The organism is Streptomyces sp., assembly GCF_035645055.1.
Classification (GTDB): Bacteria; Actinomycetota; Actinomycetes; order Streptomycetales; family Streptomycetaceae; genus Streptomyces.
The window spans coordinates 1-20,941 of the sequence record NZ_DASQNH010000105.1 but is presented as its reverse complement, the minus strand read 5'-3'; the positions used below and the strand labels follow the sequence as shown (position 1 = coordinate 20,941).

General features: G+C 73.1%; 22 protein-coding genes. 8 read left to right on the top strand and 14 right to left on the bottom strand.

Annotation, left to right across the window (positions count from 1 at the left end):
• Nucleotides 1–24: 24 nt before the first annotated feature.
• Together VE614_RS33420 and VE614_RS33415 are read right to left on the bottom strand one after the other, a co-directional pair.
• Nucleotides 25–771: an MBL fold metallo-hydrolase gene (locus VE614_RS33420; RefSeq protein WP_324946101.1), complete on the bottom strand. Its 747-nt coding sequence runs from the start codon at nucleotides 769–771 to the stop codon at nucleotides 25–27.
• Between the two features lie 54 nt (nucleotides 772–825).
• Nucleotides 826–1,449, bottom strand: a complete 624-nt coding sequence (locus tag VE614_RS33415) for an alpha-ketoglutarate-dependent dioxygenase AlkB (protein WP_324946098.1) — start codon at nucleotides 1,447–1,449, stop codon at nucleotides 826–828.
• Nucleotides 1,450–1,564: 115 nt separating this feature from the next.
• Here VE614_RS33415 and VE614_RS33410 point away from each other — a divergent pair, with 115 nt between their 5' ends.
• On the top strand, nucleotides 1,565–2,200 hold the full coding sequence (locus VE614_RS33410) for a TetR/AcrR family transcriptional regulator (RefSeq protein WP_324946095.1): 636 nt from the start codon (nucleotides 1,565–1,567) through the stop codon (nucleotides 2,198–2,200).
• Between the two features lie 5 nt (nucleotides 2,201–2,205).
• Complete coding sequence (locus VE614_RS33405) at nucleotides 2,206–3,879, top strand: FAD-binding dehydrogenase (protein ID WP_324946092.1); 1,674 nt, start codon at nucleotides 2,206–2,208, stop codon at nucleotides 3,877–3,879.
• Nucleotides 3,880–3,892: 13 nt separating this feature from the next.
• Here VE614_RS33405 and VE614_RS33400 read toward each other — a convergent pair whose 3' ends face one another.
• Nucleotides 3,893–4,243: a DUF488 domain-containing protein gene (locus tag VE614_RS33400; RefSeq protein WP_324946089.1), complete on the bottom strand. Its 351-nt coding sequence runs from the start codon at nucleotides 4,241–4,243 to the stop codon at nucleotides 3,893–3,895.
• 125 nt (nucleotides 4,244–4,368) lie between these two features.
• Here VE614_RS33400 and VE614_RS33395 point away from each other — a divergent pair, with 125 nt between their 5' ends.
• Nucleotides 4,369–4,824, top strand: a complete 456-nt coding sequence (locus tag VE614_RS33395; protein ID WP_324946086.1) for a DUF6098 family protein — start codon at nucleotides 4,369–4,371, stop codon at nucleotides 4,822–4,824.
• A gap of 31 nt (nucleotides 4,825–4,855) precedes the next feature.
• Here VE614_RS33395 and VE614_RS33390 read toward each other — a convergent pair whose 3' ends face one another.
• The gene (locus VE614_RS33390) at nucleotides 4,856–5,104 is read right to left on the bottom strand and encodes a WhiB family transcriptional regulator (RefSeq protein WP_324946083.1); all 249 of its coding nucleotides are present in this window, start codon (nucleotides 5,102–5,104) and stop codon (nucleotides 4,856–4,858) included.
• 80 nt (nucleotides 5,105–5,184) lie between these two features.
• Nucleotides 5,185–6,087 (bottom strand): LysR family transcriptional regulator ArgP, encoded by a 903-nt coding sequence (locus tag VE614_RS33385; RefSeq protein ID WP_324946080.1) that lies wholly within the window; start codon nucleotides 6,085–6,087, stop codon nucleotides 5,185–5,187.
• A gap of 92 nt (nucleotides 6,088–6,179) precedes the next feature.
• On the opposite strand from VE614_RS33385, the gene VE614_RS33380 reads away from it, so the two are divergent.
• Both VE614_RS33380 and VE614_RS33375 read left to right on the top strand, forming a co-directional pair.
• On the top strand, nucleotides 6,180–6,797 hold the full coding sequence (locus VE614_RS33380) for a LysE/ArgO family amino acid transporter (RefSeq protein WP_324946078.1): 618 nt from the start codon (nucleotides 6,180–6,182) through the stop codon (nucleotides 6,795–6,797).
• A gap of 92 nt (nucleotides 6,798–6,889) precedes the next feature.
• On the top strand, nucleotides 6,890–8,188 hold the full coding sequence (locus VE614_RS33375) for an MFS transporter (protein WP_324946075.1): 1,299 nt from the start codon (nucleotides 6,890–6,892) through the stop codon (nucleotides 8,186–8,188).
• Between the two features lie 22 nt (nucleotides 8,189–8,210).
• Here VE614_RS33375 and VE614_RS33370 read toward each other — a convergent pair whose 3' ends face one another.
• Nucleotides 8,211–8,663 carry a cyclic nucleotide-binding domain-containing protein gene (locus VE614_RS33370; RefSeq protein WP_324946072.1) on the bottom strand — a complete coding sequence of 151 codons (453 nt, stop codon included), beginning with the start codon at nucleotides 8,661–8,663 and terminating at the stop codon, nucleotides 8,211–8,213.
• A gap of 471 nt (nucleotides 8,664–9,134) precedes the next feature.
• The gene (locus tag VE614_RS33365; RefSeq protein WP_324946069.1) at nucleotides 9,135–9,356 is read right to left on the bottom strand and encodes a hypothetical protein; all 222 of its coding nucleotides are present in this window, start codon (nucleotides 9,354–9,356) and stop codon (nucleotides 9,135–9,137) included.
• 233 nt (nucleotides 9,357–9,589) lie between these two features.
• Here VE614_RS33365 and VE614_RS33360 point away from each other — a divergent pair, with 233 nt between their 5' ends.
• The gene (locus tag VE614_RS33360; protein ID WP_414719685.1) at nucleotides 9,590–10,027 is read left to right on the top strand and encodes an ATP-binding protein; all 438 of its coding nucleotides are present in this window, start codon (nucleotides 9,590–9,592) and stop codon (nucleotides 10,025–10,027) included.
• 200 nt (nucleotides 10,028–10,227) lie between these two features.
• Nucleotides 10,228–11,118 carry a SigB/SigF/SigG family RNA polymerase sigma factor gene (locus VE614_RS33355; protein WP_324946064.1) on the top strand — a complete coding sequence of 297 codons (891 nt, stop codon included), beginning with the start codon at nucleotides 10,228–10,230 and terminating at the stop codon, nucleotides 11,116–11,118.
• A 107-nt stretch (nucleotides 11,119–11,225) separates the two neighbouring features.
• On the opposite strand, the gene VE614_RS33350 is transcribed toward VE614_RS33355, so the two are convergent.
• From VE614_RS33350 to VE614_RS33340, 3 genes are all read right to left on the bottom strand, one after another.
• Entirely contained in the window at nucleotides 11,226–12,590 is a 1,365-nt protein-coding gene (locus VE614_RS33350) for an NAD(P)/FAD-dependent oxidoreductase (protein ID WP_324946061.1), read from the bottom strand.
• 170 nt (nucleotides 12,591–12,760) lie between these two features.
• Nucleotides 12,761–13,195, bottom strand: coding sequence for an ATP-binding protein (locus tag VE614_RS33345; protein WP_324946058.1), 435 nt, complete (start codon nucleotides 13,193–13,195; stop codon nucleotides 12,761–12,763).
• A 105-nt stretch (nucleotides 13,196–13,300) separates the two neighbouring features.
• Nucleotides 13,301–15,208 carry an AMP-dependent synthetase/ligase gene (locus VE614_RS33340; protein WP_324946055.1) on the bottom strand — a complete coding sequence of 636 codons (1,908 nt, stop codon included), beginning with the start codon at nucleotides 15,206–15,208 and terminating at the stop codon, nucleotides 13,301–13,303.
• Between the two features lie 153 nt (nucleotides 15,209–15,361).
• Between VE614_RS33340 and VE614_RS33335 the strand changes: the two genes are divergently transcribed.
• Nucleotides 15,362–15,595 carry a DUF6480 family protein gene (locus VE614_RS33335; RefSeq protein ID WP_324946052.1) on the top strand — a complete coding sequence of 78 codons (234 nt, stop codon included), beginning with the start codon at nucleotides 15,362–15,364 and terminating at the stop codon, nucleotides 15,593–15,595.
• 18 nt (nucleotides 15,596–15,613) lie between these two features.
• On the opposite strand, the gene VE614_RS33330 is transcribed toward VE614_RS33335, so the two are convergent.
• From VE614_RS33330 to VE614_RS33315, 4 genes are all read right to left on the bottom strand, one after another.
• Nucleotides 15,614–16,711, bottom strand: coding sequence for a glutamate--cysteine ligase (locus tag VE614_RS33330; protein ID WP_324946048.1), 1,098 nt, complete (start codon nucleotides 16,709–16,711; stop codon nucleotides 15,614–15,616).
• A gap of 81 nt (nucleotides 16,712–16,792) precedes the next feature.
• Nucleotides 16,793–19,015, bottom strand: coding sequence for a 1,4-alpha-glucan branching enzyme (glgB, locus tag VE614_RS33325; RefSeq protein WP_324946044.1), 2,223 nt, complete (start codon nucleotides 19,013–19,015; stop codon nucleotides 16,793–16,795).
• 4 nt (nucleotides 19,016–19,019) lie between these two features.
• Nucleotides 19,020–20,411 carry a maltokinase N-terminal cap-like domain-containing protein gene (locus VE614_RS33320; protein ID WP_324946040.1) on the bottom strand — a complete coding sequence of 464 codons (1,392 nt, stop codon included), beginning with the start codon at nucleotides 20,409–20,411 and terminating at the stop codon, nucleotides 19,020–19,022.
• Between the two features lie 43 nt (nucleotides 20,412–20,454).
• On the bottom strand, nucleotides 20,455–20,941 hold a 487-nt coding region (locus VE614_RS33315; protein WP_324946035.1), incomplete at its 5' end, for an alpha-glucosidase C-terminal domain-containing protein.

Below are 20,941 nucleotides of genomic sequence, written 5' to 3'. Positions count from 1 at the left end.
CCGGGCGGGCCGTGGCTGCCCGTCTCAGGCGGCCCGTTCCGCCGCGTGGAGCGCCGCGTCCCGTACCGGGCCGCGGTGCGCGGGCCCGTGCCCGGGCAGCAGGACGTCCGCGTCCAGCCCGGCGAGCACGTCCAGCGAGGCCACCGCGCGGGCCCGCTCGTGGTGGAACATGTCCGGCAGCAGCTGAGGGCCCGTCGCCCGGCTGGTGGGGTGGCCGCCGACCAGCGCGTCACCGGAGATCAGCACGCCGGCGTCCGGCAGGTGGTAGGCGCAGTGGCCCAGGGTGTGGCCGGGGGTGTGCACCGGCACCGGGCGCCCCGGCAGGTCCAGCGGGCCCGCCGCCGGGAACGGCTCGGGCGCCGCGACGGGGAGGTGCGCGGTGCCGCCGGAGCGCAGCGCGTGCACGGCCCACGGCAGCACGCCCGGCCGCCAGCCGTTGCGCAGCACCCGCCCGATCGACACCTGGTGCAGGAAGTCCCGGCGGGCGTGCGGCACTTCGGCCTCGTGCAGGTACACGGGCGTGCCGTGGGCCGCGCGCAGGTACTCCGCCGAGCCCAGATGGTCGTTGTGGGCGTGGGTGACGAGCACGGCCGCGACCGCCTCGGGTGAACTGCCCACCGCCGCCAGGGAGTCCAGGACCAGCTCGCGGTCCCCGGGGTATCCGGTGTCGACGAGGGTGACGGCGTCCCCCTCGGTGAGGATCACCCAGTTGGTGTTGCTGCCGTGCACCAAGTAGGCGCCGTCCGTCACTTGCCGCACATCTGCCCGCATGCTCGTCCCGCGTGGTGAGGTCCGTACCGACGGGGACAGCAAAGCAGACGGGACTCAGTGCACGTCGGCCGGACGGAACTGGATGCTGATGCGCGGGCCCGCGGCCCGGCTGGTCTTGGGTACGCAGTGCTCCCAGGTGCGCTGGCAGGAGCCGCCCATCACGATGAGGTCGCCGTGCCCGAGCGGGCGGCGCAGGGTCTCGCCGCCGCCCGCCGGGCGCAGCAGCAGATCGCGCGGCGTCCCCACGGAGAGGATGGCGACCATGGTGTCCTCGCGGGCGCCCCGGCCGATCCGGTCGCCGTGCCAGGCGACGCTGTCCCGGCCGTCGCGGTAGTGGCAGAGCCCTGCCGTGGTGAACGGTTCGCCCAGTTCGTCGGCGTAGTGCGCGCTGAGCGTGTCGCGTGCCTCGGTGAGCACCGGGTGGGGCAGCCGCTCACCCGCCCGGTAGAAGGCGAGCAGTCGGGGGACGTCCACGACGTGGTCGTACATCTTGCGCTGCTCGGCCCGCCACGGCACCTCGGCCGCCAGGTGTTCGAACAGTGTGTCGGACCCGCTCAGCCAGCCGGGCAGCACATCGATCCAGGCCCCGGAGCCGAGGTCCGTCCGGCGGATCCCGTCCAGAGGCCCCAGCCGCAGCTGGTCGGTCTGGTCGAAGAGGGAGCCTTGGAGGTGGTGCATGGTTCCAGCGTACTCCTGAATCGAAAACTTGTTCCCGTGACTCCTTCCCCCTGTCGGCGCCCTTTCGATACATCGATGCATCCGATACATTCGCGCATCGAACGGAGGCTCGACCTTGGTTACGGAACCCAGCACCCCCCGCGTCACCAGGCGCCGCGCCCGCACCCGGGCCAACCTGCTCGACGCCGCGTTCGCCGTGTTCGCCGCCAAGGGGTTCGGGCGCGTCTCCATCGAGGAGGTCTGCGAGGCCGCCGGCTACAGCCGGGGCGCCTTCTACTCCAACTTCGACAGCCTGGACGAGCTGTTCTTCGCCCTCTACCGGCAGCGCGCCGACCTCATCGCCGAACAGGTCTCCGGCGCGCTCGCCCAGGACGGCCCCGACCTCGACGTGCCGGCCGCCGTCGACCGGGTCACCGACGTGCTGCTCCTGGACCTCGACTGGCTGCTGGTGAAGACCGACTTCCTCGTGCACGCCGCCCGGCAGCCGGCCGTCGCCGCGACCCTCCTGGAACACCGGGCCCGGCTGCGCGGCGCGATCGCCGACCGGCTGGCCCGCGCCCAGGGACACACCCCCCTGCCCGCCGTGCTCGGCGACATCGACGCCGCCGCCCACGCGGTGGTCGCCGCCTACGACGGGGTCACCACCCAACTGCTGCTGGACAAGGACGTCGAGGGCGCGCGGGCCTGGCTCGAACAGCTGCTCACCGCGCTGCTGACGGACGGCGGCGGCGCACCGCCCAGGAAGGGATGATCGCCATGGATGCCGACGTCATCGTCGTCGGAGCGGGACTGGCCGGTCTGGTCGCCGCGCACGAGCTGACCAGCCGTGGCCGCCGGGTGGCCCTGGTCGACCAGGAGAACGCCGCCAACCTCGGCGGACAGGCCTTCTGGTCGTTCGGCGGGCTCTTCCTCGTCGACTCCCCGCAGCAGCGCCGCCTCGGCATCAAGGACTCCTTCGACCTCGCCTGGAACGACTGGCAGGGCAGCGCCGGGTTCGACCGGGTCGACGACGAGGACTCCTGGGCGGTGCGCTGGGCCCGCGCCTACGTCGAGTTCGCGGCCGGCGAGAAGCGGTCCTGGCTCGACGGGCACGGCATCACGTTCCTGCCGACGGTCGGCTGGGCGGAGCGCGGCGACCTCACCGCGCACGGCCACGGCAACTCGGTGCCCCGCTTCCACATCGCCTGGGGGACCGGCACCGGCGTCGTCGAGCCGTTCGCGCGCTATGCCCGGCAGGCCGCCCGCGACGGGCTGCTGACCTTCCACCACCGGCACCGGGTGGACGAGCTGGTCGTCGAGGGCGGCGCCGCGCGCGGGGTGCGCGGCACGGTCCTGGTCCCGGACGACGCGCCGCGCGGTGTCGCCTCCGGGCGGGAGGCCGCCGGCGAGTTCGAGCTGACCGCCCAGGCCGTGATCGTCACCACCGGCGGCATCGGCGCCGACCACGACATCGTCCGCCGCCACTGGCCCGAGCGCCTGGGCACGCCCCCGGCCCGGATGGTGACGGGCGTGCCCGCCTACGTCGACGGGCGGATGCTCGACATCAGCGCGGAGGCGGGCGTCCGGCTGGTCAACCGCGACCGCATGTGGCACTACACGGAAGGCCTGCGGAACTGGGACCCGATCTGGCCGGGCCACGGCATCCGCATCCTGCCCGGCCCCTCCTCGATGTGGTTCGACGCGCTCGGCCGCCGCCTGCCCGGCTCCTGCCTGCCCGGCTACGACACGCTCGGCACCCTGCGGTACCTGCGCACCACCGAGGACATCGCCGAGTACGACCACTCCTGGTTCATCCTCACGCGGAAGATCATCGAGAAGGAGTTCGCGCTGTCGGGCTCCGAGCAGAACCCGGACATCACCGCCAAGGACCGCACGGCGTTCCTGCGCGAGCGCGTCCTCGGCAAGGGCGCCCCCGGACCGGTGGACGCCTTCCTGCGCAACGGCGCCGACTTCGTGACCGCGCCCACCCTCGAACAGCTCGTCGAGAAGATGAACGGTCTCACCGGCAAGCCCCTCCTCGACGCGGCCGAGGTGCGCCGCCAGATCGAGGCCCGCGACCTCCAGATCGCCCACCCCTACACCAAGGACGCCCAGGTCCAGGGCATCCGCAACGCCCGCCGCTACATCGGCGACCGGCTCGGCCGGGTCGCCTCGCCGCACCGGCTGCTCGACCCGGCGGCCGGACCGCTGATCGGCGTCAGACTGCACGTGCTGACCCGCAAGACCCTCGGTGGCATCCAGACCGACCTCGACTCCCGCGCCCTCGGCACCGACGGCACACCGATCGAGGGTCTGTACGCGGCCGGTGAGGTCGCCGGGTTCGGCGGCGGCGGGGTCCACGGCTACAACGCCCTGGAGGGCACCTTCCTCGGCGGCTGCCTCTTCTCCGGGCGGGCGGCGGGCCGGGCGGCGGCTCGGCAGACCGGCTGACCCCGTCCCGGCGTCACCGCTCCAGCAGCCGGGCCAGCACCGCGGCGTGGCTCTGCTCCGGGGACTTCACGGCGGTCAGCAGCGTCACCGGTCCCTCGCGCACCCACGCCCGGGTGCGCGCCAGCGCTTCGGCCGCCCCGGGCGCGGCCAGTTCCGCCTCGTAGCGGCGTGCGAACTCCTCGTACGACCCTTCGCCCGCGTGGTACCAGCGGCGCAGCTCGGCCGACGGGGTGAGGTCCTTCGGCCACTCGTCCACCCGGGCGGCGTCCTTCGCCAGGCCCCGCGGCCACAGCCGGTCGACCAGGACCCGCAGGCCGTCGTCGGGGGCCGGCGGCTCGTGGACCCGGCGTACCCGGACGCTCATGCGCGGACCTCCCTCGGACGGCGGTTCGTGCCGGGAGCGTAACCCGGGGCGGAGCGGTCCGCCCGATTCCGATCCCGCCGAGCGGGGTACCCCGTTCGCCTGACGGCGAAGAGGGAGGTCACGCCATGAGCGCCTGGGACGACCTGCCGGTCGTGCACACGCTGGCCGAGCTGACGGGGTTGGTGGAGGAACGGCAGGGCGGACTGTACGTCCGGTGGTCCAAGGGACCCGAGATCGACCTGGGCGAGGTCTCCAGCACCGACGAGCTGACCGGTGTGCCCATGCCCGGCCTGTCGGCCAATCCGCTCGATGTCGAGGACTGGTGGCAGGACCGCCCCGTCCGCCTGTGGGTGGCCCGGCGGCTGTACGACTACGCCCACCTGCCGCACGAGAAGGGCCCCGGCGTCCGTCCCTGGGTCCTGGAGGGCAGGGAGAACGGCCGGGGCCCCGACAACGAGCCCCTCGTCGAAGAGGTGCGGCCCCTGTGCCGTCTCGCCGACGAGGTGATCGACGAGGCGCGCGCCGAGGTGGCCCGCCAGGAGCGCGAGTGGGGCCCGCTGCGCCGCGGCGCCCGCGGTTGACGGGCGCCGCGGCGGCCGGAGCCGCGGCGGGCTAGCCGGTGTGGCGGGCCTTCCTGCGCCGTTGCAGCGCCCGGCGCTCCGTCTCCCCGGTGCCGCCCCACACGCCCAGGGTCTGGCCGGTGTCGAGGGCGAATTCCAGGCAGGGCTCGCGCACGGGGCAGCGCCGGCAGATCGCCTTGGCCTGCTCGGCCTGCATCAGGGCCGGTCCGGAGGTGCCGATCGGGAAGAAGAGATCGGGGTCCTCAAGGCGGCACGCCGCCTGCTCACGCCAGTTGCTCATGTGACGTCACCCGTCATCGAAGTCGTCTGTACGGTCGGTTACCCGGTTCCGGGTCACCTGCGGGGCAGGGGTGAAACGCGCTACGACGGAGGACGCAAGGCTTCGGCGGCCGTCACCGCCACCGCGCGGGCGACCGCGGCGAGGGCGGGGGAGTCCAGTTTCCACTGCTGCCAGTACAGCGGCACGTCCACCTCGCGGTCCGGGGCGAGGTGGACCAGCCGGCCGGCCCGCAGCAACGGCTCGGCCTGTACCTCGGGCACCATGCCCCAGCCCAGTCCGGCGGCCACGGCCTCGACGAACCCCTCCGAGGTGGGCACGGAGTGGCGCAGCGCGCCCGCCCGGCCCCGGCCGTGCCGCAGCAGCCGCACGAACCCGTCCTGGAGGTCGTCACGCCGGTCGAAGACCACCACCGGTGCGTGCGGCAGGGTCTCCGGCAGCGGTCCGCCGAGATGGCGCCCGGCGAACTCCGGGTGGGCCACCGCGACGTACCGCATGGTGCCCAGCGCTCGCACGGAGCAGCCCGTCACCGGCTCGGACGACGAGGTCACGGCCGCCATCACCAGTCCCTGCCGCAGCAGCACCGCGGTGTGGTCCTGATCCTCGCGGCGCAGCTCGAAGCAGAGCCGCAGCTCCTCGGGCACGCGGGTGAGCGCGGTCAGGAACCAGGTCGCCAGTGAGTCGGAGTTCACCGCCACCGACACCCGGGTCGGCTCCCCGGCGCCGCGCAGGCCCAGCTCGGCGCGCGCGTCCCGCTCCAGCCGGACCAGCTGACGGGCCAGCCGTACGACGATCTCGCCGGACTCGGTGGGCCGCACCGGCTTGGTGCGCAGCAGCAGGACGCGGCCGGTGCGCTGCTCCAGCGCCTTCACCCGCTGGCTGACCGCCGACGGGGTCACATGCAGGGCGGCGGCCGCCGCGTCGAAGGTTCCCTCGTCGACCACCGCGAGCAGCGTGCGCACCTGGTCGAGGGGAAGTTCCGGCATTCCGGACGCAAGGGCTTCTGTCTTCACAGTCGCTAAAGATACGTAAGAATCTTTAGCTGTACGCAAGCTCGTCGGCTGCCTAGCGTCGAGGCATGTCCTCCACGCTCACCGCCGCTGCCGCCGGATTCGGCACCGGTCTCTCGCTCATCGTCGCCATCGGTGCCCAGAACGCCTTCGTCCTGCGCCAGGGGGTCCGCCGGGAGGCGGTCCTCGCCGTCGTCGGGATCTGCGCCCTGTCCGACGCGCTGCTCATCGCGCTCGGCGTCGGCGGCGTCGGAGCGGTCGTGGTGGCCTGGCCGGGCGCGCTGACGGCGGTCGGCTGGATCGGCGGAGCCTTCCTGCTCGGCTACGGCGCCCTCGCCGCCCGCCGGGTGCTGAGGCCGGGGACGGCGGGGCTGCGCACCGAGGGGGAGGCGGTGACCTCGCGCCGCCGGGCGGTGCTCACCTGCCTGGCGATGACCTGGCTCAACCCGCACGTCTACCTCGACACCGTCTTCCTGCTCGGCTCGGTCGCCGCCGACCAGGGCCCGCTGCGCTGGACCTTCGGCATCGGCGCCGCGCTCGCCAGCCTGTGCTGGTTCACCGCCCTCGGCTTCGGCGCCCGGCTGCTCGGCCGCTGGCTGGCCAGGCCCACCGCCTGGCGGGTGCTGGACGGCGTGCTCGCGGTGACGATGATCGCGCTCGGCATCTCGCTCATCGTCCGGAGCTGAGCGATCTCTCCATCAGCGCCGGTCACATCTGCGACAGTGACCCTGATTCGAAAGATGTATCGAGCAACCAGGAAGCGAGCGACCGGCATCCCGTGGAAACCAGCGACAGCGGCACCGAGCAGCAGCACCCCGTACCAACCCCGGCCGAGCCGCCCGGCCGGGGCCGGCGCCGCTGGGCGATGGACACCCGGCCGCTGCGCCGCCCCGCGTACCGCAGACTGTGGTCCTCGACCATCGTCACGGCCGTCGGCAGCCAGCTGACGGCCGTCGCCGTGCCCAAGCAGATCTACGACATCACCGGCTCCTCGGCCTGGGTCGGCTACGCGAGCCTCGCCGGGCTGCTGCCGCTGGTGGTGTTCGCGCTGTGGGGCGGGGCGATCGCCGACGCCATGGACCGCCGCACCCTGCTGCTGATCACCAACAGCGGCATCGCCGTCACCTCGCTGCTGTTCTGGGCGCAGGCGGTGACCGGCCTGGAGTCGGTGGGCGTGCTGATGGTGCTGCTCGCCGCGCAGCAGGCGTTCTTCGGCCTGAACTCCCCGGCCCGCAGCGCCTCCGTCGCCCGCCTGGTCCCCGCGGGCGAACTGGCCGCGGCCAATGCCCTCAACTCCACGGTGACGCAGACCGGCCTGGTCGCCGGGCCGCTGCTGGCGGGCGCCCTCATACCGGTCGTCGGGCTGCCGGAGCTGTATCTCCTCGACGCCGTCGCGCTGTGCGTCACCGTGTGGGCGGTCTACCGGCTGCCCGCGCTGCCGCCGCTCGCCGGTTCGGCCGCGCGGAGGGCCGGGCTGCGCGAGATCGCGGCCGGGTTCCGCTACATCGCCCGGCACAAGGTGCTGCTGCTGTCCTTCCTCGCCGACGTCGTGGCGATGGTCCTCGGCATGCCCCGCGCGCTGTTCCCGCAGCTCGCGGCCGAGACCTACGCCTCGTACGGCGAAGGCCTCGCGCTCGGTCTGCTGTTCGCGGCGATCCCGGTCGGCGCGGTGGCGGGCGGGCTGTTCTCCGGGACGTTCTCGCGGGCCCGCCGGCACGGGCTGATGCTCATCGGCGCGGTGGTCGTCTGGGGCGTCGCGATCACCGGCTTCGGGCTGAGCACCAGCTTGTGGCTCGCGGCGGCCTTCCTGGTGCTGGCCGGGGTCGCGGACATGGTCTCGATGGTCTTCCGCGGGGCGATCCTGCTCTCCGCCGCCACCGACGAGATGCGCGGCCGGATGCAGGGCGTGTTCACCGTGGTGGTCGCCGGCGGGCCGCGGCTCGCGGACGTCCTGCACGGCACGGCCGGCTCCGCCTTCGGCCCGCGGGCCGCCGTGGCGGGCGGCGGGCTGCTCGTCGTCGCGGTGATGCTGACCCTGGCGGCGGCGGTCCCCGCCCTGCGCCGCTACCGGGTCTGAGTCAGCCGCTGCCGGGCCCGCGTCAGGAGGACCGGCGGCGCAGCGAGTACTGCTCCATCAGCTGGCCCCGGGTCGTCTCCAGCCGGTGGGCGAGGATCTCGGCGACGGTCCGCACCAGCGTCATGCCGAGTCCCGGATCCTCCTCGCACAGCGCGAGCACCGGCTCCGCCTCGAACTCGTAGGCGCGCACGGGGCTGAACGCCTCGGCACCGAAGTCCCACCGGTGCGGCGGGAACAGCCAGGACCAGCCCAGCAGGTCGCCGGAGCCCAGGCTGGCGACGGTCACCCGTTGGAGCGTCGACACCCGCTGGTCGAGCGAGACCGCGCCGGAGCGGATCACCCAGAACCGGTCGGCCACACCGTCCGGCTCGAAGATCCGGGTGTCCTCCGGGAAGGACACCTCCCGGGCCAGCGTCATCAGGCGCTGGCGTTGCGCCGGCGGCAGGGCGGTCAGCAGTTTCGTCGCTTTGGTCATGACGCGGTGCTCCTCGCCGACGGTCGGTTCCCGTGCGTTGCCTACGCCTATTTCAGCCGCTGCGGGCGCCGCGGGCACCTTGGCGGAGGGCGGAATCTCGCCGCGGGGGAAAATTAAAAGCCCTGGCTGGACGGGGGACACCAGCCAGGGCCGTAGCGGTGCCGGAGGAGGATGCCATCGACTCCGTCACCACGTATGTATGAACCATAAACCATCTGCGGGCGGTTCCCCACCCGGAACCCGGTCACGTGACCTGTTTCACTTCGGTTTCCCGTGTGTTTCGCGCACGTGTCGGTGGACAAGGCGGCGGGCGGGACGGCCCAGTGGAGGGTCGGCCGCGTCCGGCAGGTTCGTCCCCGCCGCCGACTCCGCGCGCAGAGAGCGCGGCAGGTTCGCGCACCCGGTCTCCGGCGTCCCGGCCGCCGGGCGGCACCGCCGGGATCCCGGGCGGATACGGCGTGATCACATCGGTCAGCTCTCCTCCGGGTGTCTGCCCGGTGTGAGGATCTCGTCCAGCACCCCGATCACCGCCTGGTAGGCCAGCGCACGCACCGCGGCGTCACGGGCCTCCTCGGGTTCGGCCGATCGCAGGGCGTCGCTGCGCTGCCGCCACGTGTTTTCCTCCCGCAGGGCCCACGCCCTGCCGCGCTGGATGCGCCGCACCAGCTCGTCTGAGTCCACGACATCGGTCATGACGTCCGCGTACCCCGGTTCGCGGCCTCGATGGCGGCTTCGACGACGACTTCGAGAGCGGCTTCGACGCCGGCTTCCATGACGGTCGCGCCGGCGGTCTCGATCACGGTTCGGCCCGGGACGACTGGTTTGGGTCCGGCCTCGATGGTCAGCCGAAAAGAGGGGCAATCGGGTAAAACGGCTTGCCCCTCCCCTTTCCCGGCCGACCAGTCAGGGAGCGAAAGAACGTGAGCATCCAGTACTCGACCGAGCGCCTCGACGGGCCGCCGGGCCGTCCCGGACCCCCCTGCCCGGGACCCTGCCGCCCGGCCGATGTGCGCGGGGCCGTACGGCGCGTGGTGGCCCGGCGGTGCATGGCCACCGGGAGGCACTGCGACGAGGACGGCCTGGCCGACGCGCTGCTGGTCGCCTCGGAGCTGACCACCAACGCCATCCTGCACGGCGGCGGGATCACCGAGGTGGACGTCGACGCCGTCGAGCACGGCGTGCGGGTGTCGGTGAGCGACCGCAGTGACCGGCTGCCCGAGGTCAGGCCGCCGGTCGATCCCCGCGGGCGACGGCGCCCCGGGGGCCGGGGCTGGCCCATCGTCTGCCGGCTGGCACGTGACGTGCGGGTCACCGGCCTGCCCTCGGGCGGCAAGCGCATCACCGCCGAGGTGGACGTGTTCTGAGCGGTCGCGGACTCTTGGCCGGCGGCCCGGGTTTGCGCTCCGGGCGACCGGGCAGGCGCATGTTCGTGCTTCGGACCGGAGGCGCGCCAGCGGGGAGTGGTCTGCGCTCCGGGGCCTCCGGTCGACCGGAGCGGCACCCTTCCCGCGGTCAAGTCAGTCCCGAGAAAGTCGCTGAGAAGACCGTTCAGGAGCGAATCCGCATGCGCATCGACACGTCGACCAGCCGCACCACCACGTCCGGGCCCTCCACCACGCACCCCAACCGACGACCGCACGACGACGCTCCGGAGACCGCCGAACTCTTCGCCCGGCTGGCCGAACTGCCGGACGGCCCCGAGCGGGACGCCCTGCGCGACGAACTCGTCACGGCCTGGCTGCCCATGGCCCACCGCATCGCCGGCCGGTTCCGCGACCGGGGTGAGTCCGTCGAGGATCTGCGCCAGGTGGCGGCCCTCGGACTGGTGAAGGCGATCGACCGCTACGACCCCGAACGAGGGGCCTTCGAGAGCTACGCCGTCCCCACCATCACCGGTGAGGTCAAGCGCCACTTCCGGGACCGGATGTGGGCGCTGCGCGTCCCGCGCCGGGTGCAGGAGCTGCGCAACAAGGTGCGGGTGGCCCGCCGCGAACTCGCCCAGAGCCCCGGCACGCGCGAGCCCACGATCGCCGAGATCGCCGCCCACACCGGCCTGACCGAGGAGGAGGTCGGCACCGGGATCGAGGCCCTGGAGAGTTTCAGCACCCTCTCCCTCGACGCCGAACTGTCCTCCGACGAGGACGGCTACAGCCTCGCCGACACCCTCGGCGCGCCGGACTCCTCGTACGACATCGTGGTGGACCGCGAGTCCGCCAAGGAGTGCCTGCGCAACCTGCCCGAACGCGAACGGGCCATCCTCTACATGCGGTTCTTCGAGGACATGACGCAGAGCCGGATCGCCGACCGGCTCGGCATCTCCCAGATGCACGTGTCCCGGCTCATCAGCCGCAGCTGCGCCCGCGTCCGGGACGAGGCCCTGGGCCGGCGCGGCGCCGGGCGGCCGGGCGCCGGCCACGCGGCCGGGTCGTGCAACGGGCGGCGCCGGCGTCGCTGAAGAGCACGGCGGCGAGGGGAAAGGGGAAGGGGGCCGGTCACGAGGACCGGCCCCCCTCTTTTGCGTCCCCGCGCCCTGTCGTCCCCGCGCGCCGGGAGGGACCGCCGTCAGGATGCCCCGCGGCCCGAGCCCTCGACGTACTCCCGCACCTGCTCCGGGGTCATATAGGCGTCGGTGTACTCGAAGTCCTTCAGCTTGGCGGGCTTGCGGGCCTGGAAGCCGGTGCGGACGAAGTCGTCCCCGGCTACGGCGTTGAGCACCCAGTTGGTCAGCACCCGGGTCTTGGCCACGTTGGTGCGCAGCGCGGACCAGTGGTAGCCACGCGCCACGGCCTGGGCGGGCAGCCCGTGCAGCTCCACGCCGAGCGGCTTGGACACCGCGTCCTTGCCGCCGAGGTCGACGACGAGACCGAGGTCCTTGTGGATGTACGGCTCCATGGACTGGCCGCGGAGTGTCGCGATGACGTTGTCGGCGACCTTGCGGCCCTGCCGCATGGCGTGCTGCGCGGTGGGCGGGCAGACATTGCCCAGGCCCTTGGCGACGTCGGGCACGGCGGCGGCGTCTCCGAGCGCGAAGACCCCGTCGTGGCCCGGCAGGTTCATCTCGGCGGTGACCGCGAGCCGCCCGCGCACCGTCTCCGCGCCCAGCGTCGCGATGAGCGGGCTCGCCACCACCCCGGCCGTCCAGATCAGGGTGCGGGTGGGGATCACCCGGCCGTCGGTGAAGGTGACCTCCTCGGGGCCCGCCTTCTCGATGGACACGCCGAGCGAGACCTCGATGCCCCGCCGGTTGAGGATCTCCAGGGCGCTGCGGCCGAGCTTGTCCCCCAGTTCGGGCATCAGCTTGGGCGCGATGTCGATCAGGTGCCACTTGATCAGGCGCGGATCCAGTCGCGGGTAGCGCTTCACCGCGCTGTGGGTGAGCCGCTGGAGGCAGGCGGCGGTCTCGGTGCCCGCGTAGCCGCCGCCGACCACCACGAACTGGAGCCGCGAGGCCCGCTCGGCCGGGTCCTGGCTGGCGTCGGCGAGGTCGAGCTGCGAGATGACGTGATCGCGGATGTAGGCCGCCTCGGCGAGGGTCTTCATGCCGAAGGCGTGGTCGGTGAGCCCGGGGATGTCGAAGGTGCGGGTGACGCTGCCCGGGGCCAGCACGAGATAGTCGTAGGGCTCGTTGACGGTCTGGTCGGTGATCGTGCGGATGACGCAGACCTTCGCCTTGAGGTCCACACCGATGGCACCGCCGGGGATGATCCGGGTGCGGTACTTGCGGCTGCGGCGCAGGGACAGCGCGATCGACTGGGGAGTGAGCACCCCTGAGGCGACCTGCGGCAGCAGCGGCAGATAGAGCTGGTAGGAGAACGGAGTCACCAGCGTGACGTCGGCCTCGTCGGGGCCGAGCCTGCGTTCCAGGCGCCGTACGCACTCCACTCCCGCGAAGCCCGCGCCCACCACCAGGATCCTGGGTCGTGTCACGTTGTCCTTCCCTTCCGCGGTTTACGCATCGATCCCACCGTGCCGGACGCCGGCGCGCCAGTCGGGCGCCGCTCGACGGGCCAATGGCCGCGGTGCCCGCCGGCACCCGCGAGGCGGCCGTCGGTGCGGTCATCCGGGTGCCCAGCGGGCGCCGGCTGACGCCCGGGGCCTCACCAGGGAAGGAAGGCGTGCACGTCCTTGCCGCGCTCCCCGGTCACCACGCTGACCTGGTCGCACAGGGCGTGGAGCAGATGCCAGCCGATCCCGCCGCCACCCGTGCTCGGCCGGAACGGCCGCGGTGACGGCGGGGTGGTGCTGGTGTCGTGCAGGGTGACGTGCACCCCGTCATAGGCCCGGCGCATCCGCAGCTCGAAGGGCCCGGGCGCGTACTGCACCGCGTTCGCCGCCAGTTCCGTCACCACCAGCAGGATGTCGTCCCAGTGTTCGGGCGAAGCGGGCGGCGATACGCGCGCCAGGTCCCGCAGAAAGCCTTCAGCGGCGAGCCGCGCACCCGTCACGTCGCGCGGCTCGCCCGGAAAGCCGGTCGTACGGCTTGGAATTCCTCGGGCAGCCAGTCTGTCGTCCCATCCCGGCTCGGTCGTCATGTCGCCATTCCCGCGTGCGTTTCCGCAGGCTCGTCGCCACGTCACTTGCATGTGCCAGGCGAGTTCCCCCGGCTGCCGAGCCCATGCGGACCCGTCGCGGCGGGCTCAGCGAAACACGTTGTCCGCGTCGTCCCAGCCCGCGGGATCGTCGGCGGCCGGCCGGGGCAGGGGCGCCCGGGCCGCGTACATCGCGTCGATCTCCGGCGCGTAGTGCCGCACGATCGCGTCCCGGCGTGGCTTCATCGACGGCGTCAGCAGCCCGCTCGCCACGTCGAACGGCTCGGGCAGCACCCGGAACACCCGGATCGACTCCGACCGGGACACCGCGCTGTTGGCCCCGGCCACGGCCCGCGCGACCTCCTCCCGCAGGGCGTTCTCCTCCCGTGCCTCGCGCAGCGGCGCGTCGCCGGGCAGCGCCAGCCCCGCCCGCCAGTGGACCAGGAACTCCGGGTCCAGCGTGATCAGGGCACCCACACAGGGCCGGTCGTCGCCGACGACGACCGCCTGGTGGATCAGCGGGTGCATCCGCAGCCGCTCCTCCAGCACGGCCGGGGCGACGCTCTTGCCGCTGCTGGTGATGATGACGTCCTTCTTGCGCCCGGTGATCGTCAGATAGCCCTCGGAGTCCAGCTGCCCCAGGTCACCGGTGGCCAGCCAGCCGTCGCGCAGCGCCGCCCGGGTCGCCGTGCCGTCGCCGAGGTAGCCCAGGAACACCGACGGCCCGCGCACCAGGATCTCCCCGTCCGCGGCCACCCGGATCTCCGTGCCCGGCAGGGCCTGCCCGACGGTGCCCGACTTCTCCCGGCCGTGCGGCTGCATGGTGATGCCGCCACTGGTCTCGGTCAGCCCGTACCCGTCGTGCACCGGGATGCCGATGCCCTCGAAGAACCGGGACAGCTCCCGGCTGAGCGGTGAGCCGCCGGAGGTGGCCCGCCCCACCCGGCCGCCCAGGGCCGCCCGCAGCCTGCGGTAGACCGCCCGCTCGTACACCGCGTGCTGGAGCCGCAGCTCCATCCCGGGTCCCGATCCCCGGCCGAGCCGCTGCCGCTCGGTGGCCGCCGCGAACGCCCGCGCCGTCTCCGCGGCCCGCTCGAACAGCGCCCCGCGGCCCGTCTGCTGCGCCGTCCGCAGAAACGTCTTGTACACCTTCTCGAACAGCGACGGCACCCCGTAGAAGTACGTCGGCCGGAACGAGCGCAGCGCCCGCGCCAGAGCCTCCTCGCTGCCCACCTCCGGCTCATGCCCCAGCAGCAGCCCGCCCCGCACGCACAGGCCCTGGATCATCAGGCCGTACACATGCGAGAACGGCAGGAAGGCGAGGACCCGGCCCTGCTCGCCGGGCGGTGCCACCGTGTGGCCCCAGCCCGCCAGCAGGGTGTCGCACGGGTTCGCCAGACCGCGGTGGCTGAGCGCGCAGCCCAGCGGGCGGCCCGAGGTGCCCGAGGTGTAGGCGACGACCGCGGTGGTGTCCGGCAGTACGATCCGGCGCAGCGAGTCGACCGTCTCCGGCGGGATCGCCTCGCCCCGCGCCGCCAGCCGCGCCAGCCCGTCCGAGTCCAGCTGCCACACGTGCCGCAGCGCGGGGAGGCCGGCGCACACCGAGCCGACCGTCATCGCGCCCAGCTCGTCCTCGACGACCACGGCCACACACCCGGCGTCCCGCAGGATGTACGCGACCTGCTCCCGCGACGCGGTCGGATACACCGGCACCACCTCGGCGCCCACCGCCCACAGCGCGTAGGCCAGCACCGTCCACTCGTACCGGGTGCGCGCCATGACAGCCACCCGCCGGCCCGGCGAGATCCCCGAGGCGATCAGCCCCCGCGCGAGGTCCACCACCTCGCCGCGCAGCTCCGCCGCGGTCACCTCCCGCCAGTGATCGGAGGCGGGATCGGGGCGGTACGCGGCCAGCGGCCGTGCCGGGTCGCGCTCGGCCCGCTCGAAGAGGCTGTCGGCGAGCCCGCCGGTGAGGGCGGGCGGGACGGTCGGGGGAGCGAGAGCGACGTCGCGCATGCGCTGCTCCTGTGGTGTACGGGCCGTGACGTTGCCGACGAGAACCGTTATCGACGCTGGTCGAATGTAGCGGTCGGCGGGCCCGCGTGGTGCCCGGACGAGGGAATCGGGTCCGGTCCGATGATCTCGGCCGGATCGGGGGACTCGGAGCCCATGAGTCACATCAACCCCGATCCGGAACCCGAGCGGACGACAGGCCTGGAACCGGGCGGCGGCGTACCCCCTGGGGAGACCCCGCCCGCGGAGAGCAGCATGCCGGAGGCCGGGCCCCGCGAGACCCACAACCCGCCCAAGGGCTGGGGCAAGGGACCGCTGACGCTGATCATCGTGCTGGCGGTCCTGGTGGCGGCGTTCTTCCTGGCCTACGCCCTGGTGCTCATCCTGTAGCGTCCTGGTCCCGGGCGGTCATTCCGTAACGCCCTGGGTCCGGCGCACACAGGCGGCGACGACCTCGCGCAGACTGCCGGTCCGCGCGAGCAGGTCCCGCTGCACGCGGGCGCCGTTGCCGTCCCGCAGCAGCCGGGCGCAGCTCTCCCGCGCCCGGTCCAGGTCGCCGCTGTCCGCGAGCGCGTCCTTGACGTGGTCCAGCAGGGCTTCCACCACCGTCTCGGCGGGCGCGGGCTGCATCCCCGGGGGCAGCAGCAGATCGCCGGTGAGGCCGGAGCGAGCGGCCCGCCATCCGGCGAGGCGCAGCACGCTCACGCCGAGGTCGGCCGGCGCGCGCCCCTCCCGCCAGTCCCGGGCGGCCGTCTCCACCAGGCCCCGGGTGAGGGTCGCGATCAGCGTGGCGGTGTCCGCGTCCAGGCAGACGTCGGAGACCCGTATCTCCACGGTCGGGTACTGCCGGGAGAGCCGGGCGTCGAAGTAGACCATCTTCTCGTCGAGGAGCGTGTCGGTCGCCATCATGTCGGCGACCCGCCGGTCGTACTCCTCGGCGGAGCCGAACAGCTCGGTCGGGCCGGCCGACGGCCAGCGCTGCCAGACCCGGCTGCGGTAGCTGCTGTAGCTGGTGTCCTTGCCCTGCCAGAAGGGGGAGTTGGCGCTCAGCGCGGACAGCACGGCGAGCCACGGCCGCAGCCGGTCGATGACCGCCACGCCCTCCTCGTCGGAGTCGACGGCCACATGGACATGGCAGCCCATGACGAGCTGTTCCCGGGTGGCGATGCCGTACTCCCGCTCCATCCACTGATAGCGGCTGTTCGCTCCGACGGCCGGGCTCACCGGCAGCGGGGAGGTGGCGAGCGCCGCGATCGCGCACCCGATCTCCTCGGCGTGCCGGGCGGCCTCCCGGCGGCACCGGACGATCTCCTCGCCCAGGGCCGCCATCTCCGACTGCGGATGGGTGGCGAACTCCACCATCTGCTCGTGGAGTTCCTTCTCGAAGACATCCTGCCCGGCGTCCTCGTGCTCCGCCCGGGCCAGCACGGCCGCGGACCGGGCCCGTGGCTCGCCGGTCTCCGGATCCACCAGAAGGAGCTCTTCCTCCACACCGACCGTGCGCACCGTGTGCCGCCTTTCCGAGGCTCTGCCGCTAAGCGAGAGGACGGTCCTCCCGTAGCCCCCGCCTGCCCCGGCGGCGGCGGTTCACACCGGCACGGGCGTCAGCCAGAGCGTGGCCAGCGGCGGCAGGGTGAGCCGGATGTGGTCGTCCTGGGGCTTGACCGGATCCGGGTTGGTGACGTCGCTGCCGCCGTAGCGGGCCGCGTCGGTGTTCAGCACCTCCTGCCAGGCGACGACGTCGTCCGGGGCCCACAGGCGGTAGTCGTGGCGGACGACGGGGGAGAAGTTGCTGACCGCCAGCAGCGGGCTGCCGTCGGCGGCGTAGCGCAGGAACGCGAAGACGTTGTCGTCGGCCGAGTCGCAGGCCACCCACCGGAAGCCGGACGGGTCGGTGTCCCGCTGCCAGAGGGCGGGGCTGTGCCGGTAACGGGTGTTGAGGTCGCGCACCAGAGCCTGGACACCGCGGTGGTCGCCCGCGGCACAGTAGCCGTCGTCCAGCAGCCACCACTCGGGGCCTTGTGCCTCGGACCACTCGCCGCCCTGGGCGAACTCCTGTCCCATGAACAGCAGTTGCTTGCCCGGGTGGGCCCACATGAAGCCCAGGTACGCGCGGTGGGTGGCGCGCCGCTGCCACCAGTCGCCGGGCATCTTGGAGACCAGTGCCTGCTTGCCGTGCACCACCTCGTCGTGGGAGATCGGCAGCACGTAGTTCTCGCTGTAGGCGTACACCATCGCGAAGGTCATGTCGTGGTGGTGGTACTTGCGGTGCACGGGCTCCTTGCTGATGTACTGGAGCGAGTCGTGCATCCAGCCCATGTTCCACTTCAGCCCGAAGCCGAGGCCGCCGCAGTCGGTCGGCTTGGTCACCCCGCCCCAGGCGGTGGACTCCTCGGCGATCGTCACCACGCCGGGCACCCGGCGGTAGAGGGTCGCGTTCATCTCCTGGAGGAACGCCATCGCCGCCAGGTCCTCCCGGCCGCCGTAGGCGTTCGGCGACCACTGGCCGTCCTCGCGGGAGTAGTCGAGGTAGAGCATCGAGGCGACGGCGTCGACGCGCAGCCCGTCGATGTGGAACTCCTCGCACCAGTACACGGCGTTGGCGACGAGGAAGTTGCGCACCTCGGTCCGCCCGAAGTCGAATTCGTACGTGCCCCAGTCCGGGTGCTCCGCCCGCTGCGCGTTTCCGGGCTCGTACAGCGGATCCCCGTCGAACCGGGCCAGCGCCCAGTCGTCCTTCGGGAAGTGCGCCGGCACCCAGTCCATGATCACGCCGATCCCCGCCCGGTGGCAGGAGTCGACGAAGTACCGGAAGTCGTCCGGGCCGCCCAGCCGCGGCGTCGGGGCGTAGTAGGAGGTCACCTGATAGCCCCACGACCCGCTGAACGGGTGCGCGGCCACCGGCATCAGTTCCACGTGCGTGAAGCCCATGTCCTTCACGTACGCGGGCAGCTCCTCGGCGAGCTGCCGGTACGTGAGGCCGGGCCGCCAGGACGGCAGGTGGACCTCGTACACCGAGAACGGCGCCTCGTGCACCGGGGTGTCCGCGCGATGCGCCAGCCACTCCTGGTCGCCCCACTCGTAGTGCGACGCCGTCACCACCGACGCCGTGTCCGGGGGCATCTCCGTCTCCCGGGCCATCGGGTCCGCCTTCAGGAACCGGCCGCCGTACTGGGAGGTGATCTCGAACTTGTACCGGGCGCCCTCGCCGATCCCCGGCAGGAACAGCTCCCACACCCCCGACGCGCCCAGCGAGCGCATCGGGAACGCGGTCCCGTCCCAGTGGCAGAAATCCCCGGCGACCCGCACCCCGCGCGCGTTCGGCGCCCACACCGTGAACCGGGTGCCGGCCACGCCCTCATGGGTCGTCGGCTCCGCGCCGAGCGCCTTCCACAGCTGCTCGTGCCGGCCCTCGCCGATCAGGTGCAGATCCAGCTCGCCGAGCGCCGGCAGGAACCGGTACGGGTCGTGCGTCTCCCGCTCGCCGTCCCCGTACGAGATCAGCAGCGTGTACGCCGGGATGTCCGTGCCGGGCAGCACGACGGAGAACAGGCCGTCACCCTCCGAGACCAGCGGGTGCCGCACCCCGTCGACCAGCGCGGTCACGGACTGCGCGAAGGGGCGCAGCGCCCGCACGGCGACCCCGCCCGGCACGGGATGCGCGCCGAGCAGGGCGTGCGGGTCGTGATGGGAGCCGTTCAGCAGCCGGTCCCGGTCGCCCGGGTCCAGCGGCGGGGCCGCCCCGCCCGGCCGGTGGACGGCCTGGCTCGGGGCGGACGGCTCGGGCAGTGAGGTGTCGCGCAGCGCCACGGTGTCAGTCTCCTCTCACGGCGAGTCGTTCGATCGCCGCCATCGGCACGGGGAGCCAGTCCGGACGGTGTCTGGCCTCGTAGATCACTTCGTAGACGGCCCGGTCGGTCTCGTAGGCGCGCAGCAGGCCGTGCTTCTTGCGCGGGTCCCATCCGGCCCGGGCCGCGTAGCCCGCGCAGAACGCCTCCCGGCAGCGGCGCGCCCACTCGGGGCGCCAGGGCCGGCGCTGCCGGGCCGCGTAGTCGAAGGAGCGCAGCATGCCCGCGATGTCCCGGACCGGGGACTGGGCGCCGCGCCGCTCGGCGAGCGGACGGGACGGTTCGCCCTCGAAGTCGATGACGAACCACTCGCGGCCCGCGCGCAGCACCTGACCCAGGTGCAGGTCGCCGTGGATCCGCTGGGCCGGCGGCCCCGGATCGCAGGTGGTGAGCGCGCTGAACGCGCCCCGCAGCCCCGGCACGAACGGCCGCAGCGCGGGCACGCTGTGCGCGGCGGCGTCGAGGCGTTCGACCATGGCCGCCGCCGTCAGCCCGTTCTCGCCGGGGGCGCCGGTCGGGAAGGCGGCGGCCAGCGCCAGATGGACGTCCGCGGTGGCCCGGCCCAGCTCACGGGCATGGGCGGTGAAGTCCGTGCCGGTGGCGAGCGCGTGCAGGGCCAGGGTCCAGCCGTCGGACGCGTCGCGCAGGAACGGCTGGAGCACGCCGAGCGTCGCGGGCTGCGGCTGGGTGGTGCGGAACCACGCCACCGGAGCGGGTACCCGCTCACAGCCCTGCCCGGCCAGCGCGACCGGCACCTCCAGGTCCGGGTTGACGCCCGGCTGGATGCGCCGGAACACCTTCAGGATGAACTCGTCGCCGTACACCAGCGAGGAGTTCGACTGCTCGGCCTCCAGCACCCGCGGCACCAGCCCGGCCGGCACCGGCTGGGCGGGGTCGGTCTCGAAGCGCAGCGGGCCCGCCGAGCCCGGCTGCCGCAGGCGCTCCAGGAGCAGCTGCGCCGAACGGGGGTCGAGGAGGGCGTCGTAGACCGTCAGACCGGCCAGCGGGCCGTCCTGCGCCCGGCCGATCAGGGCCCGGCCCAGGCGTGGCGACGGGTGTTCGTGGATGCCCAGGAACAGCTGGTAGATGTCCCCGGGCGGGGGTGTGCCGCCGGGCGCGGGCACGCCCGCGTGGCCGCCGTGGCCGCCCGCGTGACCGGCGTGCACCAAGAGGTGCAGACAGCCCGGGAACAGCTCGGTCAGGGACAGCAGCCGCAGATCCGTGACGGGACGGTCCTTCCCGGCGAACCACCGCTGCCTCGGCAGCCACGCCCGCAACAGGCCGTCGAGTGAGGCCATGGGCCGGGTCAGCCCGGCCCTGCCGCTGCCACTCGGTCGGAGGTATGCGGTCTTCGTCATGGTGACGCCTCCTTTCGTCGGCGCACGCTCACGGTCGTCGGCCTCACAGCCGACGGCCGATGCGAGATGCGACTCGGACGAGCCGGAACCAGTAGAAGCCGTGGCCCCCGAGGGTCAGCAGGTACGGAAGTTCACCGATGGCGGGGAAGCGGACACCGCCGAACAGCTCGACCGGGTGGCGGCCGGCGAACTCACGCAGGTCCAGCTCGGTCGGCTGGGCGAACCGCGCGAAGTTGCTCACGCACAGCACCAGGTCGTCCTCGTACTCGCGCAGGAACGCGAGCACCGCGGGGTTCGACGACTGCAGCTCGCGGAACGAGCCGAGGCCGAAGGCGGGGTTCTGCTTGCGGATCTCGATCATCCGCCGGGTCCAGTGCAGCAGGGACGAGGGGGAGGCCATGGACGCCTCGACGTTCGTCACCTGGTAGCCGTAGACCGGGTCCATGATCGTGGGCAGGAACAGCCGTCCCGGGTCGCAGGTGGAGAAGCCCGCGTTGCGGTCGGGCGTCCACTGCATGGGGGTGCGGACG

Coding starts and splice junctions, on each gene's coding strand:
- VE614_RS33420 (WP_324946101.1), bottom strand. CDS start 771: ATGCGGGCAGATGTGCGGCAAGTGACGGACGGCGCCTACTTGGTGCAC.
- VE614_RS33415 (WP_324946098.1), bottom strand. CDS start 1,449: ATGCACCACCTCCAAGGCTCCCTCTTCGACCAGACCGACCAGCTGCGG.
- VE614_RS33405 (WP_324946092.1), top strand. CDS start 2,206: ATGGATGCCGACGTCATCGTCGTCGGAGCGGGACTGGCCGGTCTGGTC.
- VE614_RS33400 (WP_324946089.1), bottom strand. CDS start 4,243: ATGAGCGTCCGGGTACGCCGGGTCCACGAGCCGCCGGCCCCCGACGAC.
- VE614_RS33395 (WP_324946086.1), top strand. CDS start 4,369: ATGAGCGCCTGGGACGACCTGCCGGTCGTGCACACGCTGGCCGAGCTG.
- VE614_RS33390 (WP_324946083.1), bottom strand. CDS start 5,104: ATGAGCAACTGGCGTGAGCAGGCGGCGTGCCGCCTTGAGGACCCCGAT.
- VE614_RS33385 (WP_324946080.1), bottom strand. CDS start 6,087: ATGCCGGAACTTCCCCTCGACCAGGTGCGCACGCTGCTCGCGGTGGTC.
- VE614_RS33380 (WP_324946078.1), top strand. CDS start 6,180: ATGTCCTCCACGCTCACCGCCGCTGCCGCCGGATTCGGCACCGGTCTC.
- VE614_RS33370 (WP_324946072.1), bottom strand. CDS start 8,663: ATGACCAAAGCGACGAAACTGCTGACCGCCCTGCCGCCGGCGCAACGC.
- VE614_RS33365 (WP_324946069.1), bottom strand. CDS start 9,356: ATGACCGATGTCGTGGACTCAGACGAGCTGGTGCGGCGCATCCAGCGC.
- VE614_RS33355 (WP_324946064.1), top strand. CDS start 10,228: ATGCGCATCGACACGTCGACCAGCCGCACCACCACGTCCGGGCCCTCC.
- VE614_RS33345 (WP_324946058.1), bottom strand. CDS start 13,195: ATGACGACCGAGCCGGGATGGGACGACAGACTGGCTGCCCGAGGAATT.
- VE614_RS33340 (WP_324946055.1), bottom strand. CDS start 15,208: ATGCGCGACGTCGCTCTCGCTCCCCCGACCGTCCCGCCCGCCCTCACC.
- VE614_RS33335 (WP_324946052.1), top strand. CDS start 15,362: ATGAGTCACATCAACCCCGATCCGGAACCCGAGCGGACGACAGGCCTG.
- VE614_RS33320 (WP_324946040.1), bottom strand. CDS start 20,411: ATGACGAAGACCGCATACCTCCGACCGAGTGGCAGCGGCAGGGCCGGG.